Source organism: Paraburkholderia caribensis (genome assembly GCF_002902945.1).
In the GTDB taxonomy this organism is placed as follows: domain Bacteria; phylum Pseudomonadota; class Gammaproteobacteria; order Burkholderiales; family Burkholderiaceae; genus Paraburkholderia; species Paraburkholderia caribensis.
On the sequence record NZ_CP026101.1, the window covers coordinates 3,279,965 to 3,295,525 of the forward strand.

Consider the following 15,561-nt stretch of genomic DNA (forward strand, 5'->3'; position numbering starts at 1 on the left):
GCGCAGCCGGTCCTTTGGGTGGCATGGGTGGCTACGCGTCGCTCAGAGGCTGCCCTTGGTCGACGGAATCTGCCCCGCCGCGCGCTCATCCAGCTCGACGGCCATACGCAATGCGCGGCCGAAAGCCTTGAACACCGTTTCCATCTGATGATGCGCGTTCAGGCCGCGCAGGTTGTCGATATGCAGCGTAACGCCGGCATGATTGACGAAGCCGCGGAAAAATTCGATAGAGAGATCGACGTCGAACGTGCCGATGCGCGCACGCGTGAACGGCACGTGGAATTCGAGGCCCGGCCGTCCGGAAAAATCGATCACGACGCGCGACAGCGCTTCGTCGAGCGGCACGTACGAATGTCCGTAGCGGCGAATGCCCTTCTTGTCGCCGACGGCCTTTGCAACGGCCTGCCCAAGCGTGATGCCGACGTCTTCGACGGTATGGTGGTCGTCGATATGCGTATCGCCATGCGCTTCGATGTCCAGATCGATCAGCCCGTGACGGGCGATCTGGTCGAGCATGTGATCGAGGAACGGCACGCCCGTGGCCAGCTTCTGCTGACCGGTGCCGTCCAGGTTGATCGTTGCACGGATCTGCGTTTCGCTGGTGTTGCGAACGACTTCCGCAAGGCGCATGGCAATTCCTCGAATCTGACTTTGAAAAAAGTGGGGTTGTGAAAGTGCTGGCTTCAGTTCAGCACAAGTTTTAGCGCGGCGAGCATTTGCGCGTTTTCTTCCGGCGAGCCGACCGTCAAACGCACGCAATTCGCGAGCAATGGATGCATTTTACTCACGTTTTTGATCAAAACCCGCGAAGTTAGAAGGGTTTCGAACGTCGCCGATGCATCCGGCACGCGCACGAGCAGGAAATTGCCCGCGCTCGGGAACACTTCGGCGCCCGGCAGCGCGGCGACGGCTTGCGCCAGCTTCGCGCGTTCGTCGCGCAATTGCGCAGCCTGCGCGTCGAGCACGTCGATGTGATCGAGCAGGAAATCGGCCGTTGCCTGCGTCAGCACGTTGACGTTGTACGGCGGGCGCACCTTGTCGAATTCGTTGATCCATTCCATGCGGCCCGCCATGTAACCCAGGCGGATGCCCGCGAGGCCCAGCTTCGACACGGTACGCATCACGACGACGTTGTCGAAGTCTGCCGCGCGCGGCATCCAGCTCTCTTGCGCGAACGGCTGATACGCTTCGTCGATCACGACGAGGCTTCCGCTCGCCCCTTCGATGATGCGCTCCATATCGGCCGGATCGAACAGCGTGCCCGTCGGGTTGTTCGGAAACGCCAGGTAGATCACGGTAGGCCGGTGTTCAGCGATAGCGGCGAGCATCGACTCCACGTCGAGCGTGAAGTCGGCGTTCAGCGGCACGCCGACGAACTCCATGCCCGCGAGCTTCGCCGACATCGCGTACATCACGAAGCCCGGCACGGGCGCCAGCACCTTTGCGCCCGGCGTCGCGCAGGCCACGGAGACGATGCTGATCAGTTCGTCCGAGCCGTTGCCGAGCAGCACCTCGCAGTTCGCCGGCACGTTCATCACGCGCTTGAGCTTCTCGATGAGCGCCTGCGGACGCGGCGCCGGATAGCGGTTCAGCGCGACGCCCGCCAGATGCTCGCCGAGTTGCGCGGCCAGCGCTTCCGGCAGCGGAAACGGATTCTCCATTGCATCGAGCTTCACGAGGCCCGCCGCATCGGCAACGGGGTAGCTCGTCATCGCGAGCACGTCGCGGCGAATGATGTCTTGAGGTGTCGTCATGGCGTGGGGCGCGCCCGCCCTCTGGCAGGCGACAGCGCAATAGGGGCGGCTCACAGCCGACCCGGGTTGAGTTCTCTGTTTTCGTGAAAACGGAGCCGTCTCGAAATCAGCGCGGGGGTTGCCCGCGTGAAAAGGCGGCTCGCCGCAAGGTCAGCCTGGGTTCTTCATCCGGTACTCGGCGCTGCGTGCATGCGCCTGCAGGCCTTCGCCATACGCCAGTTCAGCGGCGATTTCACCGAGCGTCTGCGCACCGTCCGCGCTCACTTCGATCAGGCTGGAACGCTTGAAGAAATCATAGACGCCGAGTGGCGACGAGAAACGTGCGGTACGAGACGTAGGCAGCACGTGATTTGGCCCCGCGCAGTAATCGCCGAGGCTTTCGCTCGTGTAGCGGCCGAGGAAGATCGCGCCCGCATGGCGAATCTGTTGCGCCCACTGCTGCGGCTCCAGCGCGGAAATTTCGAGGTGTTCCGGCGCGATGTCGTTGGCGATCGCACACGCCTGCTCCATGTCGCGCACCTTGATCAGCGCACCACGCCCTTCGAGCGACGCCTGGATCACGTCGCGGCGCGGCATCGTCGGCAGCAGTTCGTTGATGGCGTCTTCGACGCGCGCGATGAAACCTTCGTCCGGGCACAGCAGAATGGATTGCGCGAGCTCGTCGTGCTCGGCCTGCGAGAACAGGTCCATCGCGACCCAGCGCGGATCGGTCGTGCCGTCGCACAGCACGAGAATTTCCGACGGACCGGCGATCATATCGATCCCGACCGTGCCGAACACGCGGCGCTTCGCCGACGCGACATACGCATTGCCGGGACCGCAGATCTTGTCGACGGCGGGAATGCTCTGCGTGCCGTAGGCGAGCGCGCCGACCGCCTGCGCGCCGCCAATCGTGAACACGCGGTCCACACCGCCCAGCAGCGCCGCCGCTAGCACGAGCGGGTTCTTCACGCCGTCCGGGGTCGGCACGACCATGACGATTTCGCGCACGCCGGCCACACGCGCCGGAATCGCGTTCATCAGCACCGACGACGGATACGCCGCCTTGCCGCCCGGCACGTAAATACCCGCACGGTCGAGCGGCGTCACCTTCTGGCCAAGCACGGTGCCGTCGGCTTCCGTGTACTGCCAGCTATGGCTGCCGCATTCGATTTTCTGCTTCTCGTGATAGCCGCGCACGCGCGCCGCCGCCGCCTCGAGCGCCGCGCGGCGCTTCGGTTCCAGGCCTTCCAGTGCCGCTTCCAGTTCCGCCATCGGCAGTTCGAGCGCGCCGACATCTTTCGCATTCAGGCGGTCGAACTGGTTCGTATAGTCGAGCACGGCGGCATCGCCGCGCGCCTTCACGTCGGCCAGAATCTGCGCGACCGAGCGTTCGATCGCTTCGTCTTCGCTCGCTTCGAACGCGAGCACCGCATGCAGCGACTTCTGGAAATTCTCAGTGCTGGAATCGAGTTTGCGAATCTTGATAGACATGCTGGTATCCGTTTCGGTAAGGCGCGCGAGTCAGACTCGGCTGCGGCCTTTGCGTCAGGCCGTTGCGTCGCTGCGTTGCGACGCGCGCTCGAACGCGTTGAGAATGGGCGCCAGCGCGGCGCGCTTGAGCTTCAGCGCCGCCTGGTTCACTACGAGGCGCGACGAGATCTGCATGATCTCCTCGACCTCGACAAGATTGTTGGCGCGCAGCGTGCCGCCCGAGCTGACCAGGTCGACGATCGCGTCGGCGAGACCCACCAGCGGCGCGAGCTCCATCGATCCATACAGCTTGATCAGATCGACGTGCACGCCCTTGGCTGCGAAGTGTTCGCGCGCCACCTGCACATACTTCGTGGCGACGCGCAGGCGCGCGCCCTGGCGCACCGCGTTCGCGTAGTCGAAGCCGGCGGCGACCGCCACCGACATCCGGCAGCGCGCGATGTCCAGATCGATCGGCTGATACAAACCGCCGCCGCCGTGCTCGATCAGCACGTCCTTGCCCGCGACGCCGAAATCGGCGGCACCGTATTCGACGTACGTCGGCACGTCGGTGGCGCGCACGATGATGACGCGCAGGTTCGGATCTGTGGTCGGCAGAATCAGCTTGCGCGACGTTTCCGGGTCTTCCGTCACTTCGATGCCCGCTGCCGCGAGCAGCGGCACCGTTTCCTCGAAGATGCGGCCCTTCGACAGCGCGAGCGTCAGCGGCTTGCCCACTGCTGGCGACGACGACGTTTGCGGCAATTCGCTCATGCCTGATTACCCTTGATGCGGCGCGCCTTCGCGCCGACTGCGGTGAGTTTCGATTCCATCCGGTCGTAGCCGCGATCCAGGTGATAGATGCGGTCGATCAGCGTTTCGCCATCGGCGCACAGGCCCGCGATCACCAGACTCGCCGACGCGCGCAGATCGGTGGCCATCACCTTCGCGCCCGACAGTTTCTCGACGCCGTTGACGAGCGCCGTCTTGCCGTCGATCGTGATGTTCGCGCCGAGACGGTTCAGTTCCTGCACGTGCATGAAGCGGTTTTCGAAGATCGTTTCGACCACTTGCGACGTGCCTTCCGCCAGTGCGTTGAGCGCCATGAACTGCGCCTGCATGTCGGTCGGGAACGCCGGGTATTCCGACGTGCGGAACGACACGGCCTTCGGACGCTGGCTCATGCGCACGCGCATCCAGTCGTCGCCCTCTTCGATCGTCACGCCTGCTTCGCGCAGCTTGTCGGTCACGGCTTCGAGAATCTGCGGACGCACGTGACGCAACGTGACGTCGCCGCCCGCCGCCGCGACCGCGCACAGGAACGTGCCCGCTTCGATACGATCCGGTACGACCGTGTGCGTGGCGCCGTGCAGCTTGTCGACGCCCTGAATCACGAGGCGGTCCGTACCGATGCCGTCGATCTTCGCGCCCATCGCGACCAGCAGATTCGCCAGATCGCCGACTTCCGGCTCGCGCGCGGCGTTCTCGATGACCGTCTCGCCTTCCGCGAGCACGGCTGCCATCAGCAGGTTTTCGGTGCCCGTCACGGTGATCATGTCGGTGATGATGCGCGCGCCCTTCAGACGCTTCGCGCGCGCTTCGATGAAGCCGTGCTCGATGTTGATCTCGGCGCCCATCGCCTGCAGGCCCTTGATGTGCTGGTCGACCGGACGTGCGCCGATTGCGCAGCCGCCCGGCAGCGACACCTTCGCCTCGCCGAAGCGCGCGACCAGCGGGCCGAGCACCAGAATCGACGCGCGCATCGTCTTCACGAGTTCGTACGGCGCGACCAGATTGTCGACCTTCGAAGCGTCGAGCAGCACCTTTCCGTCGCTGCTTTCCGTGCGGACGCCCATCTGGCCGAGCAGTTTGAGCGTCGTGCGCACGTCCTGCAGATCGGGCACGTTCTCGAGATGAACGGGCTCCGCGCTCAACAAGCCTGCGCAAAGGATCGGCAACGCCGCGTTCTTCGCACCCGAAACAACGATCTCACCAGCGAGCTTTTGCCCGCCTTCAATCACGAGTTTGTCCATGCCTGTTTGTTCCTGATCTGCCCGTCCGCCTGCGGGCGTCTTGTTGTGGGCGGTTGCTGCGGCGCCGTTTGCGGCGTCGCGATTCTCTTGTGTAAGTCGCACTAATGTTCCAGCTAATTTGCAGCCACGTCTAAAGCTTTTTTGTGCAGCTTGTTCTTCCGCTCTTGCAGCCAGGTTATCGAGCGCCGTCCTCCGACAGACAGCAGGTGTTTCCGCGTAGTGTCGATACGCGAGTCAGGCGCTTTGCCATTCGGTGGGCGTCAGCGTTTTCATGCTGAGCGCGTGGATCTCTTCGCGCATGCGGTCGCCAAGCGCCGCATAGACGAGTTGATGCCGTTGAATCAGTCGCTTGCCTTCGAAATTCGGCGACACGATGGTCGCGAAGAAATGCTGGCCGTCGCCTTCCACTTCGAGATGCTCGCAAGGAAGGCCGGCCGCGATGTAATTCTTGACCTGTTCGGGAGTGGGTAGCATGAGTGCTCCTAGTGACGCAGCTTGAAGCCGGAAGCGAGCATGCGCATCGCCAGCACGGCCAGCACGACGAAGAAACCGCCGACAATCAGAAGGCTCCATAGCGGATTGATATCCGACATACCGAAGAAGCCATAACGAAAGCCGTCGATCATGTAGAAAAACGGGTTCAGCCGCGAGATTTCCCGCCACACGGGCGGCAGCGTATGCGTCGAGTAGAACACGCCCGACAAAAACGTGAGCGGCATGATCAGAAAATTCTGGAACGCGGCGAGCTGGTCGAACTTCTCGGTCCAGATGCCCGCGATCAGACCGAGCGTGCCGAGAATCGCCGAACCGAGCACCGCGAACGCGATGATATAAAGCGGCGCGCTGAAGCTCATCGGAATGAACCAGACCGTGACGATGAATACGCCCAGCCCGACGCTCAATCCGCGCACCACAGCCGCGAGCACATACGCGCCGTACATTTCCCAATGCGAGAGCGGCGGCAGCAGCACGAACACCAGATTGCCCGTGATCTTCGACTGGATCAGCGACGACGAACTGTTCGCGAACGCGTTCTGCAGCACGCTCATCATCACGAGGCCCGGCACGAGAAAGCTCGTGTACAGCACACCCGGATAGACCTGCACGTGATCGCGCAGCGCGTGGCCAAAAATGGTCAGATACAGCAATGCGGTAACGACGGGCGCGAGCACCGTCTGGAACGAGACTTTCCAGAAGCGCAGCAGCTCCTTGTAGAACAACGTACGGAAACCGCTCATGCCAACCCCTCGACCACTTCCGGCCCGTTCATCACCTGCATGAACACGTCTTCGAGGTCGGCCTTGCGGACCTCGATTTCCTCGAACGTACAACCCGCCGTGCGGCATTGCGCGAGGATGCGCTCCACGTCGTCGTAGCTCGACAGGCGCAGCAGATGTTGACGTCCGTTGACATTGGTGGGATCGACTTCGAGCGCCCGCAATTCGGCGGGCAGCACGCCCTGCGCGAAACGGATGAACAGTTGCGTGCCGGCGAAACGTTCAAGCAGCGTGCTCGTCCGTTCCAGCGCGACGACTTCACCGCGCCGCAGCATCGCGATGCGGTCGCACAGCGATTCGGCTTCTTCCAGATAGTGCGTGGTCAGCACGATCGTGTGCCCTTCGCGGTTCAGGCGCGAGATGAATTTCCACAGCGTCTGGCGCAGTTCGACATCGACGCCTGCCGTCGGCTCGTCGAGCACGATCACGGGTGGCCGGTGCACCAGCGCCTGCGCGACCAGCACGCGGCGCTTCATCCCGCCCGACAGCGCGCGCATGTTCGCGTCGGCTTTTTCGGTGAGATCGAGATTGGCCATCACTTCGTCGATCCAGTCGTCGTTCTTGCGCAGGCCGAAGTAGCCCGACTGGATGCGCAGCGTCTCGCGCACGGTGAAGAACGGATCGAACACGAGTTCCTGCGGCACGACGCCGAGCGCGCGGCGCGCAAGACGGAAGCCGTCGACGACGTGGTGGCCGTGAACCGTGATGCTGCCTTCATCGGCGCGTGCGAGCCCGGCAAGGATGCTGATGAGCGTCGTCTTGCCGGCGCCGTTCGGACCGAGCAGCCCGAAGAATTCGCCTTGTTCGACGGTGAAGCTGACGCCTTTGAGCGCTTGCAGATCCTTGTAGCGCTTCCTGACGTTACGAATTTCAATCGCTGACATGACTGTGCGCCGTCAAGGTGGACAGCGCCTGATAGATCGCCCGGCAAGGGCGCGAAAGCATGGGGGAACGAAATTGGGGCCGGGTGCAAAAGACCGCTTGCGCTATCTTGCAACCTCTACGGCCGTTTCCGCGATGCGGGATGAAACGGCCACGCGCCAAAAAACGTTTGATTATAGGGCAAAAGTCGAACCGGCCGACTTGCCTTGGGAGAACGTGAGCCAGCGCAAAGCGTGAAACGCGGCGCGACTCACTGACGCGTGAGCGTCAATGTCGTACGGTGATGAGGGTATCGACACCGTAGGCTTGTGCGAGACTGGACAGCCCCGCAGGGAGGTTGACGACGACGAGCGGCGTGCCGCGCGCGCTCGCCGCGCGTTGCCATGCGAGCAGCACGGCAAGCGCCGACGAATCGAATTGCGTGAGTGCCGCGCAGTCGACCGCCGTCGCGCCGCCGCCGATGCGCGCGAGACCGGCCTCGAGCGCGGCCTTCGCGCTCGCGTGGGTCAAGGTGCTGCCGGTTTCGAACGTGTTGACGGGCGTGCTCACCGGCGCGCTGACGAAGTTGTTCACGACTGTTTGCCGTTCGCGAGTTGCTGGTTGCGTGCCGTCAGGAACTGGATCAGACCGTCGACGCCGCTCTTCTGGATCTGCTCGTTGAACTGCTGCTGGTACGCCTGGATCAGCCATGCGCCGAGCACGTTCAGGTCATACACGCGCCAGCCTTGCGGCGTCTTGTACAGACGGTAGTCGAGTTCGACGGGCGAGCCGTTGTTCATCACGACCGAGCGGACCACCACGTCGGTGTCTTCCGGGCTCGCGCGGAACGGCTTGTACTGGATTTCCTGATCCCTCACCTGAGCCAGCGCGCCAGAATACGTACGGATCAACAGGGTCTTGAACTGCTCGACGACGGCGTTCTGCTGCTCCGGCGTCGCCGTGCGCCAGTTGCGGCCCATCGCGAGCTGCGTCGTGCGGCGGAAGTCCGTGTACGGAAGAATCTTCTCGTTCACGAGCTTCGTGACGGCGCCGATATTGCCGCTCTGGATCGTCTTGTCGGCGCGCACGGCGTCGATCACCTGCTGCGTGACGGTCTTGACCATCGTGTCCGGGTTGCTGCTGTCGACGGCTTGCGCGGACGCCGCGCCGCTGAACGCAAAGAGAGCTGCAATAAACGGGATAAAGAAGAAGAATTTTTTCATTTCCAGTCCTGCAAAAAAAATAAGCTTAGGTTGGAGGCGACGATATCACGCGAGTTCAGCCGCAATCCACGCCCAAACTGCGAGAAACGTATCCGAGTGTTACGACAGACGGATACGCCGCTCGCATGTGCCATGCCTCAGTGCAGCTTCAGCGACGGGTAGCCGAAGTGCGCCGGCGGCACGATCTGGCCGCCGGGGACCGTCGGCGGCGCGTCGGTTTCCGACGCGGGCTGCGCGGCACCCGGGGCATCGTTGGAAGACGCGCCCGAAGCCGCCTGCGGCGCCGAAGCCGGCGCGGGCGCAGGCGTCGTTGCCGCGCCGCCGTCGACGTCTTCGTATTTCGGCAGCGGTGCTTCGCTACCGTAGTCCGGCAGCCCCGTGGACGCATTGCCGCCCGTCAGCAGATAGCGGCGGCGCTGCAGATACGCGTTACGCACGAACGAGTATTTGTCGAGCGCCGCGCCTTCGAGCACGTCGCTTGCGTTCAGCAGGTTCGCGCGCGTGTTGACCACGTTCAGACCGTAGAGCGCCCAGCTCACGCTGTCCGGCTGCACGTACGTGAGCGGGTTGATGAAGTAGTTGCCCACCATGCCCACGCCGTCGCGCACGGTACTCGGCCCGAACAGCGGCAACACCAGATACGGACCCGCCGGCACGCCGTAGTGGCCGAGCGTCAGGCCGAGGTCGTTGTCGTGCTTGGGCAGCTTGGCGAGCGTCGCGACGTCGAACAGACCGCCGACGCCGAAGATCGTGTTGATCACGATCCGCATGATGTCCGATACGCCGTCGGCGATCTTCAGCTGCAGCAGATTGTTCGCCGCGATGTACACGTCGCCGATGTTCGAGAAGAAGTTCGTGACGCTGTCACGCACCGGTTGCGGCGTGACGAACACATAGCCCTTCGCGACCGGCTTCAACGCGTACTTGTCGAGCGTGTCGTTGAAGGTGAAGACCGTACGGTTGAAGCCCTCGATCGGATCTTCCTTCGTCGGATTCTGAACGGTTGCGCAACCCGCCAGGGCTGCCACCGCCAGCGTGATCCCCGCGACACGTAAGCGTGTCGTGTTCATTGTTGTTCTCCTTATTGGCCGGATGCACCCGAAGCAGCCGCAGCCGGCGCTGCAGGAGCCGGCTCCGCAGGCGCAGGTGCCGCAGCGGACGCACCGGGTTTGGCAGCGCCCGAATCCGCTGCCTTGCTATACAGGAACTGCCCGATCAGATTCTCCAGGACGATTGCCGATTGGGTCATCGTGATCGTGTCGCCGGCTTTCAGCATTTCGCTGTCGCCACCCGGCTCAAGACCGATGTACTGCTCACCCAACAGGCCCGACGTCAGAATCTTCGCGGACGTGTCTTTCGGAAACTGATACTGCTTGTCGAGGTCGAGCGTCACGAGCGCCTGATACGAATTGCTGTCGAAGCCGATCGATTCGACGCGGCCCACCGTCACGCCCGCGCTCTTCACGGGCGCGCGCACCTTGAGGCCGCCGATATTGTCGAACTTCAGCTTGACCGGGTATGTCGCCTGAAACGACAGCGAGCTCATGTTGCCGGCCTTCAGCGCGAGGAACAGCAACGCAATGAAGCCGAGCACCACGAACAGACCTACCCAGAAATCGAGAGCAGTTTTTTTCATCGTCATCCCAAAGAGAATCTATGCCGCCGCGGCGTGAGCGCTGCGCGGCGCACCGCGCGAAGCCTGGCTCGCCACCGCCTAGCTGAACATCAGCGCGGTCAGCAGGAAATCGAGGCCGAGCACGGCCAGCGACGCGTAGACGACTGTCTTGGTCGTCGCGCGCGACACGCCTTCCGGCGTGGGCTTCGCTTCGTAGCCCTGGTAGAGCGCGATGAACGTCACCGCGAAGCCGAACACGATGCTCTTGATCACACCGTTGCCGACGTCGCGATACGCATCGACGCCACCCTGCATCTGCGACCAGAACGCGCCGGCGTCGACGCCGATCATCAGCACGCCCACCACGTAACCGCCGAGCACGCCCACCGCACTGAAAATCGCCGCGAGAATCGGCATCGAAATGATGCCCGCCCACATGCGCGGCGCGACGACCACTTTCAGAGGATCGACGGCCATCATCTCCATCGCCGTCAGTTGCTCGCCCGCCTTCATCAGGCCGATTTCGGCCGTGAGCGACGTGCCCGCGCGACCGGCGAACAGCAGCGCCGTCACGACGGGGCCGAGCTCGCGCACCAGCGACAGCGCGACGAGCAGCCCGAGCGCCTGTTCGGAACCGTAGCGGTTGAGCGTGTAGTAACCCTGCAAGCCGAGCACGAAGCCGACGAACAGCCCCGACACCGCGATGATCACCAGCGAATAGTTACCCACGAAGTGGATCTGCTTCGTGACAAGACGCGGACGGCGCAGCAGCGGGAAAAATTCGAGCACGAGGCGCAGAAACATGCGCGTCGCATAACCCGTTTGCCCGAGCCCGCAAATGACGGAACGGCCGATGAAGCTGATCATGCGCGGCCTCCGCCAATGCCGAAATCCGCCGCGAGCGGCGTGTTGCTCGGATAGTGAAATTTGAACGGGCCGTCGGGCGTGCCGTCGATGAACTGGCGCACGGTCGGGTCGGTCGACGCGCGCAGCTCGGCCGGCGTGCCTTCCGCGAGGACGCCGCCGTTGGCGAGGAAGTAGACGTAGTCGGCGATCGCGAACGATTCGGGCACGTCGTGCGTGACGAGGATCGACGTCGCGCCGAGCGCCGTGTTGAGCGCGCGGATCAGGTTAGCCGTGATGCCGAGCGAAATGGGGTCGAGACCGGCGAACGGCTCGTCGTACATCATCAGTTCAGGATCGAGTGCGATGGCGCGGGCCAGCGCCACGCGGCGGGCCATGCCGCCCGAAATCTCCGACGGCGCGAGGTCGCGTGCGCCGCGCAGGCCGACCGCGTTGAGCTTCATCAACACGAGGTCGCGGATCAGTTCTTCGGGGAGATCGGTGTGCTCGCGCAGGGCGAAGGCGACGTTTTCGAACACCGACATGTCGGTGAACAGCGCGCCGAACTGAAACAGCATGCCCATCTTGCGACGCAGCGCGTACAGGCCGTCACGCGTCTGCGCGCCGATGTCCTGCCCGTGGAACATCACCTGGCCGCGCTGCGCGCGCACCAGGCCGCCGATCAGCCGCAGCACGGTCGTCTTGCCGCATCCCGAGCCGCCCATGACCGCGACCACCTGGCCGCGTTTGAAGCGCAGATTCAGGTTCGACAGGACGAGCCGCTCGCCATAGCCGAAGTCGACGTCGCGCAGCTCAAGGAGGGTCTCGGAAGAGGAAGGCACGTAGCTGACAGTCCTTTTACACGGAAGGCCGAATTATAGGGCCTTCGTGCAAACCCTGCCTTGACGACGCTAACGATTTAACTTTTCTAAACTTTTTGTTGTAAAAACGCTTTCTGTAACGTCGCAGCGGCCGATGCGGGATCGGCAGCTTCCGTGATCGCGCGCACCACGGCGGCGCTTTTCACGCCGGTAGCGAGCACTTGCGGCAGCACATCGCCGCTGATCCCGCCGATCGCAACGAGCGGCACGACGCCATCCAGAAGTTTCACGTAGCGTGCGAGCCTTGCCAGACCTTGCGGCGCGGTCGGCATCACTTTCGTCGTGGTCGGGAACACTGCGCCGAGCGCGATGTAGCTCGGCCGGAAGTGCAGCGCGGTCAGCATTTCGTAGTAACCGTGCGTCGACAGGCCGAGGCGCACGCCTGCCTTCGACAGCGCATGCAGATCGGCCGTATGCACGTCTTCCTGACCGAGGTGCACGCCGTACGCGCCCGCGTCGATGGCCGCCTGCCAGTGATCGTTGATGAAAACGCACGCGCCATGCTCGCGGCCCGCCGCGACCGAACGTGCGATTTCCCGCTTCAGTTCTTCCGGCTCAGCCGTCTTGCGACGCAGTTGCAACGTCTTCACGCCGAACCCGGCCACGCGCTCGACCCATTCCGCGGTCGGCAGCACGGCGTAGAGGCCGAGTGCGTCCGGACATGCAGCGAAAGCTTGCGCAGGCGCGTCCGGCAAACCGGCGACGCGCGGGAAGTGCGACATGTCGCACGGCCACGCATCGTCGGACCTTGTTTCGTCGCCGTCGCGCCACGCGAGCGCGAGCACCAGCGCATCGTGCGGATCGAAGCCGCAATCGAGGAACGCAGCGAGCGCGGCAATCCAGTCTTCCGCGAGATGGCCTTCCAGCTGATAGCGCACGCCGCCCAGATGCAGCACCGCCCGACCTTCGGCGGCCTCGATCACGCCCGCGCCCTGGGTCTGCCAGCGCGCGATCTGTTCGACATGCTGCGCGCTGCTTTGCTTCAGGTCGGTGAAGACGATCAGGTCGCCGCCATTCGCGTCGTCGGGCGGCGTCAGGCAGATACGCCAGTCGACGTGCGTCGGCGGCCAGTCGCCGAGGTGCGCACGGATGCGTTCGGCCGCTTCCGTGAGTTCGTCGGCGGGTGGCCAGAACAGATCGCGGCCCGCGAGTTTCAGTGTCTCCGTCATGCCGCAGCGCTCCCATCCTGATGCCAGAACGGCATGCCGACGACAGGCGTGCTCGCGTGGGCAGTTTCACGTTCGGCCATCGGGCCGGCGAGATAAGCCTCGCGGCCGGCTTCGACGCCCATCGCAAAGGCGCGTGCCATCGTCTCCGGATGCGTGGCCTGCGACACGGCCGTATTCAGCAGCACGCCGTCGAAGCCCCATTCCATCACCTGGCATGCATGCGACGGCACGCCGAGGCCCGCGTCGACGATCAGCGGCACGTCGGGCAAACGCTCGCGCAGCACGCGCAAGCCATACGGATTCACGACGCCCTTGCCCGTGCCGATCGGCGCACCCCACGGCATCAGCGCTTCACAGCCCGCATCGAGCAGACGCCGTCCGATCACGAGATCTTCCGTGCAATACGGCAGCACCTTGAAGCCGTCCTTCACCAGTTGCGCGGCCGCTTCGATCAGGCCGACCGGGTCGGGCTGCAGCGTGTAGTCGTCGCCGATCAGTTCGAGCTTGATCCAGTCGGTATCGAAGACTTCGCGCGCCATGTGCGCCGTCGTCACCGCCTCGCTCACCGTCTGGCAGCCGGCCGTGTTCGGCAGCAGCGGCACGCCGTGGCGCTTGAGCAGATCGAAGAAGCCGGCTTCCGCGCCGCCCTCGCTCATCTGCCGGCGCAGCGCGACCGTCACCATGCCCGGCTTCGACGCCGCGATCGAATCCGACAGCGACTGCAGCGACGGATAGCGCGACGTGCCCAGCAGCACGCGGCTCTGGAAGGTTTCGCCGTAAAGCGTGAGCGCGTCGGCGGGTGCGTTCGCGTGTGAGTTCATGTGTGATTCCTTGTCAGTGGCTTGCGTCTCGTGGCCTGGCTTTGGCTGCAACTTCAGCTTCAGCCGCCCGCGACGGGATGCACGACATCGAGCTTGTCGCCCGCCTGCAACGCGCGCGCCGCATGCTGCCCACGCGCGACGAAATTGCCGTTCAGCGCGACGGCGAACGGGGGCCGCGCGCCGTACGCGCTGAGCGCGTCGGCGACGGTCGCGCCTTCGGGCAGCGACAGCGGCTTCTGGTTGATCTGAATGTCCATGTCTATGAGTTCAAACATTGAGAGTGACGGCGGGCTCGCGGTCCAGCCGGAACAGCTCGCTCCAGCGCGCGTTGCGCTGCCAGTCGGCAAAACCGTCGGAATCGGCGACCCGGCCATCGAGCAGCGCCGACGCGAGCCGCACTGCTTCGCCCGCGACTTCGGGCACGATCATGTAGCCGTGCCGGTACAGCCCGTTCACGCGCAGCGTGCTCGCGCCGTCCCACAGCAGCACGGGACGATGGTCGGGCAAGGTGGGCCGGCATTGCGAGTTCAGTTCGAGAATGCGCGCCTCGCCGAAACCGGGATGAACCGAAAATGCCGCGCTCAGCAATTCGAGCGCCGAGCGCACGCTGACGGGCGACATATCCTCGCCCTCCACTTCCGTCGCGCCGATCACATAGAGATCGTCCTGCTTCGGCGCGATATAGAGCGGATAGCGCGGATGCAGCAGGCGCACCGGTCGCGTCAGATCGATGCCGGGCGCGTGCACGCGCGCGACTTCGCCGCGGATGCCGCGCAGCGTCGGCATGACGGGCTTCGCGCCCAGCCCGCGGCAATCGATCGTGACCTTCGCGGGCGGCAACGCGCCGTCGTCAACGGACGTGTTCCAGTGCGTCTCGACGCCCCGTTGCGCCAGTCCCGCAGCCAGCGCCGACAGCACCTGGCGGTTATCGAGCTGGCCCTCGTGCGGCAGCAGCCAGCCTTGCGTGAAGCGGCCGGCGAGCGCGGGCTCGGCCGCGCCGACCTGCGCGCCTGCCAGCGCGACGAGTCCGCCGTCGAGCAGTTCGGCGGGCGCGTTGGCGCGCAGCCGCCGCTCGAAGAGCGGCGCCTCGGCGCGATCGCTGTGATGCCAGACGATCAGCGAGCCGTTGCGCTGGAAAAACACCGGCTCGGGCAATTGCGCGAGCAAGGTCGGCCACGTTTCCAGCGACGCCGCGCCCAGCCGAGTAATCAGCAGTTCGGCGCTGGCGGCCTCGGCGAGCGGCGCAAGCATCGCGGCGGCCACCCACGCGGCCGCCTGCGAGCCCGCCGCGTCGCCGCGCTCATAAAGCGCCACGCGATGCCCTTCGCCCGCGAGTTGCCACGCGACGAGACGCCCGCACAGCCCGCCGCCGATTACGGCGAAATCCGGTTGAGCAGAAGTCCTCATCGTGCGGCTCCAAAGCGAACCTGCCGCGCCGCAAACCGCGCGCCGACAACGAAGCGACGGGCGTAACCCGCAGCAATAAAGCGAATAGGTGAAAAATGAGCGGTCATCGAATCCTTTCCGTACGGCAAAGTGCGCACGTACCCAAGGACGAAACCGGCGGGCAAGGCCAGCCGGGCATGGGCGCTCACGAAAAACGGGAACGCCGCCCCGGCGGAAGGAGAACTT

General features: G+C 64.4%; 18 protein-coding genes. All 18 read right to left on the reverse strand.

All coding sequences use genetic code 11. The features are described from left to right. Positions 1–42: 42 nt before the first annotated feature. The 18 genes from hisB to C2L66_RS14635 all read right to left on the reverse strand — a co-directional run bounded on the left by hisB (position 43) and on the right by C2L66_RS14635 (position 15,336). Entirely contained in the window at positions 43–630 is a 588-nt protein-coding gene (hisB, locus tag C2L66_RS14550) for an imidazoleglycerol-phosphate dehydratase HisB (protein WP_054929114.1), read from the reverse strand. A 53-nt stretch (positions 631–683) separates the two neighbouring features. Further along, positions 684–1,754 carry a histidinol-phosphate transaminase gene (gene hisC, locus C2L66_RS14555; RefSeq protein ID WP_060599615.1) on the reverse strand — a complete coding sequence of 357 codons (1,071 nt, stop codon included), beginning with the start codon at positions 1,752–1,754 and terminating at the stop codon, positions 684–686. A 150-nt stretch (positions 1,755–1,904) separates the two neighbouring features. After that, a complete protein-coding gene (gene hisD / locus C2L66_RS14560; RefSeq protein WP_054929116.1) occupies positions 1,905–3,227 on the reverse strand; it encodes a histidinol dehydrogenase in 1,323 nt (440 codons plus the stop codon). A gap of 54 nt (positions 3,228–3,281) precedes the next feature. Beyond that, positions 3,282–3,980: an ATP phosphoribosyltransferase gene (hisG, locus tag C2L66_RS14565; RefSeq protein WP_060599614.1), complete on the reverse strand. Its 699-nt coding sequence runs from the start codon at positions 3,978–3,980 to the stop codon at positions 3,282–3,284. Then, positions 3,977–5,239 carry a UDP-N-acetylglucosamine 1-carboxyvinyltransferase gene (gene murA, locus C2L66_RS14570; RefSeq protein WP_060599613.1) on the reverse strand — a complete coding sequence of 421 codons (1,263 nt, stop codon included), beginning with the start codon at positions 5,237–5,239 and terminating at the stop codon, positions 3,977–3,979. Before murA ends, hisG begins: the two co-directional genes overlap by 4 nt. A 234-nt stretch (positions 5,240–5,473) precedes the next feature. Then, a complete protein-coding gene (locus C2L66_RS14575; RefSeq protein WP_007731848.1) occupies positions 5,474–5,713 on the reverse strand; it encodes a BolA family protein in 240 nt (79 codons plus the stop codon). Positions 5,714–5,721: 8 nt separating this feature from the next. Further along, positions 5,722–6,477: an ABC transporter permease gene (locus C2L66_RS14580; RefSeq protein ID WP_060599612.1), complete on the reverse strand. Its 756-nt coding sequence runs from the start codon at positions 6,475–6,477 to the stop codon at positions 5,722–5,724. Beyond that, positions 6,474–7,400 carry an ABC transporter ATP-binding protein gene (locus C2L66_RS14585; protein ID WP_060599611.1) on the reverse strand — a complete coding sequence of 309 codons (927 nt, stop codon included), beginning with the start codon at positions 7,398–7,400 and terminating at the stop codon, positions 6,474–6,476. The genes C2L66_RS14580 and C2L66_RS14585 overlap by 4 nt, the downstream gene beginning before the upstream one ends. A 265-nt stretch (positions 7,401–7,665) precedes the next feature. Further along, positions 7,666–7,971 carry an STAS domain-containing protein gene (locus C2L66_RS14590; protein WP_054929121.1) on the reverse strand — a complete coding sequence of 102 codons (306 nt, stop codon included), beginning with the start codon at positions 7,969–7,971 and terminating at the stop codon, positions 7,666–7,668. Further along, a complete protein-coding gene (locus tag C2L66_RS14595) occupies positions 7,968–8,600 on the reverse strand; it encodes an MlaC/ttg2D family ABC transporter substrate-binding protein (RefSeq protein ID WP_054929122.1) in 633 nt (210 codons plus the stop codon). The genes C2L66_RS14590 and C2L66_RS14595 overlap by 4 nt, the downstream gene beginning before the upstream one ends. Positions 8,601–8,737: 137 nt before the next feature. Then, the gene (locus C2L66_RS14600) at positions 8,738–9,670 is read right to left on the reverse strand and encodes an MlaA family lipoprotein (RefSeq protein WP_060599610.1); all 933 of its coding nucleotides are present in this window, start codon (positions 9,668–9,670) and stop codon (positions 8,738–8,740) included. An 11-nt stretch (positions 9,671–9,681) separates the two neighbouring features. Beyond that, entirely contained in the window at positions 9,682–10,236 is a 555-nt protein-coding gene (gene mlaD / locus C2L66_RS14605; protein WP_035991115.1) for an outer membrane lipid asymmetry maintenance protein MlaD, read from the reverse strand. Positions 10,237–10,314: 78 nt separating this feature from the next. Then, entirely contained in the window at positions 10,315–11,082 is a 768-nt protein-coding gene (gene mlaE, locus C2L66_RS14610) for a lipid asymmetry maintenance ABC transporter permease subunit MlaE (RefSeq protein WP_035988938.1), read from the reverse strand. Continuing rightward, complete coding sequence (locus tag C2L66_RS14615) at positions 11,079–11,900, reverse strand: ABC transporter ATP-binding protein (RefSeq protein ID WP_054929124.1); 822 nt, start codon at positions 11,898–11,900, stop codon at positions 11,079–11,081. Before C2L66_RS14615 ends, mlaE begins: the two co-directional genes overlap by 4 nt. Before the next feature lie 86 nt (positions 11,901–11,986). Further along, entirely contained in the window at positions 11,987–13,108 is a 1,122-nt protein-coding gene (gene thiE, locus C2L66_RS14620) for a thiamine phosphate synthase (RefSeq protein WP_082670306.1), read from the reverse strand. Beyond that, complete coding sequence (locus C2L66_RS14625; RefSeq protein ID WP_035988932.1) at positions 13,105–13,929, reverse strand: thiazole synthase; 825 nt, start codon at positions 13,927–13,929, stop codon at positions 13,105–13,107. Before C2L66_RS14625 ends, thiE begins: the two co-directional genes overlap by 4 nt. A 59-nt stretch (positions 13,930–13,988) precedes the next feature. After that, the gene (gene thiS, locus C2L66_RS14630; protein ID WP_009771314.1) at positions 13,989–14,186 is read right to left on the reverse strand and encodes a sulfur carrier protein ThiS; all 198 of its coding nucleotides are present in this window, start codon (positions 14,184–14,186) and stop codon (positions 13,989–13,991) included. 10 nt (positions 14,187–14,196) lie between these two features. Next, a complete protein-coding gene (locus tag C2L66_RS14635; protein WP_035988929.1) occupies positions 14,197–15,336 on the reverse strand; it encodes an FAD-dependent oxidoreductase in 1,140 nt (379 codons plus the stop codon). Positions 15,337–15,561: the final 225 nt, after the last annotated feature.

Coding starts and splice junctions, on each gene's coding strand:
- murA (WP_060599613.1), bottom strand. CDS start 5,239: ATGGACAAACTCGTGATTGAAGGCGGGCAAAAGCTCGCTGGTGAGATC.
- hisG (WP_060599614.1), bottom strand. CDS start 3,980: ATGAGCGAATTGCCGCAAACGTCGTCGTCGCCAGCAGTGGGCAAGCCG.
- mlaE (WP_035988938.1), bottom strand. CDS start 11,082: ATGATCAGCTTCATCGGCCGTTCCGTCATTTGCGGGCTCGGGCAAACG.
- C2L66_RS14580 (WP_060599612.1), bottom strand. CDS start 6,477: ATGAGCGGTTTCCGTACGTTGTTCTACAAGGAGCTGCTGCGCTTCTGG.
- hisD (WP_054929116.1), bottom strand. CDS start 3,227: ATGTCTATCAAGATTCGCAAACTCGATTCCAGCACTGAGAATTTCCAG.
- C2L66_RS14585 (WP_060599611.1), bottom strand. CDS start 7,400: ATGTCAGCGATTGAAATTCGTAACGTCAGGAAGCGCTACAAGGATCTG.
- C2L66_RS14600 (WP_060599610.1), bottom strand. CDS start 9,670: ATGAACACGACACGCTTACGTGTCGCGGGGATCACGCTGGCGGTGGCA.
- mlaD (WP_035991115.1), bottom strand. CDS start 10,236: ATGAAAAAAACTGCTCTCGATTTCTGGGTAGGTCTGTTCGTGGTGCTC.
- hisB (WP_054929114.1), bottom strand. CDS start 630: ATGCGCCTTGCGGAAGTCGTTCGCAACACCAGCGAAACGCAGATCCGT.
- C2L66_RS14575 (WP_007731848.1), bottom strand. CDS start 5,713: ATGCTACCCACTCCCGAACAGGTCAAGAATTACATCGCGGCCGGCCTT.
- thiE (WP_082670306.1), bottom strand. CDS start 13,108: ATGACGGAGACACTGAAACTCGCGGGCCGCGATCTGTTCTGGCCACCC.
- C2L66_RS14635 (WP_035988929.1), bottom strand. CDS start 15,336: ATGAGGACTTCTGCTCAACCGGATTTCGCCGTAATCGGCGGCGGGCTG.
- C2L66_RS14625 (WP_035988932.1), bottom strand. CDS start 13,929: ATGAACTCACACGCGAACGCACCCGCCGACGCGCTCACGCTTTACGGC.
- thiS (WP_009771314.1), bottom strand. CDS start 14,186: ATGGACATTCAGATCAACCAGAAGCCGCTGTCGCTGCCCGAAGGCGCG.
- hisC (WP_060599615.1), bottom strand. CDS start 1,754: ATGACGACACCTCAAGACATCATTCGCCGCGACGTGCTCGCGATGACG.
- C2L66_RS14595 (WP_054929122.1), bottom strand. CDS start 8,600: ATGAAAAAATTCTTCTTCTTTATCCCGTTTATTGCAGCTCTCTTTGCG.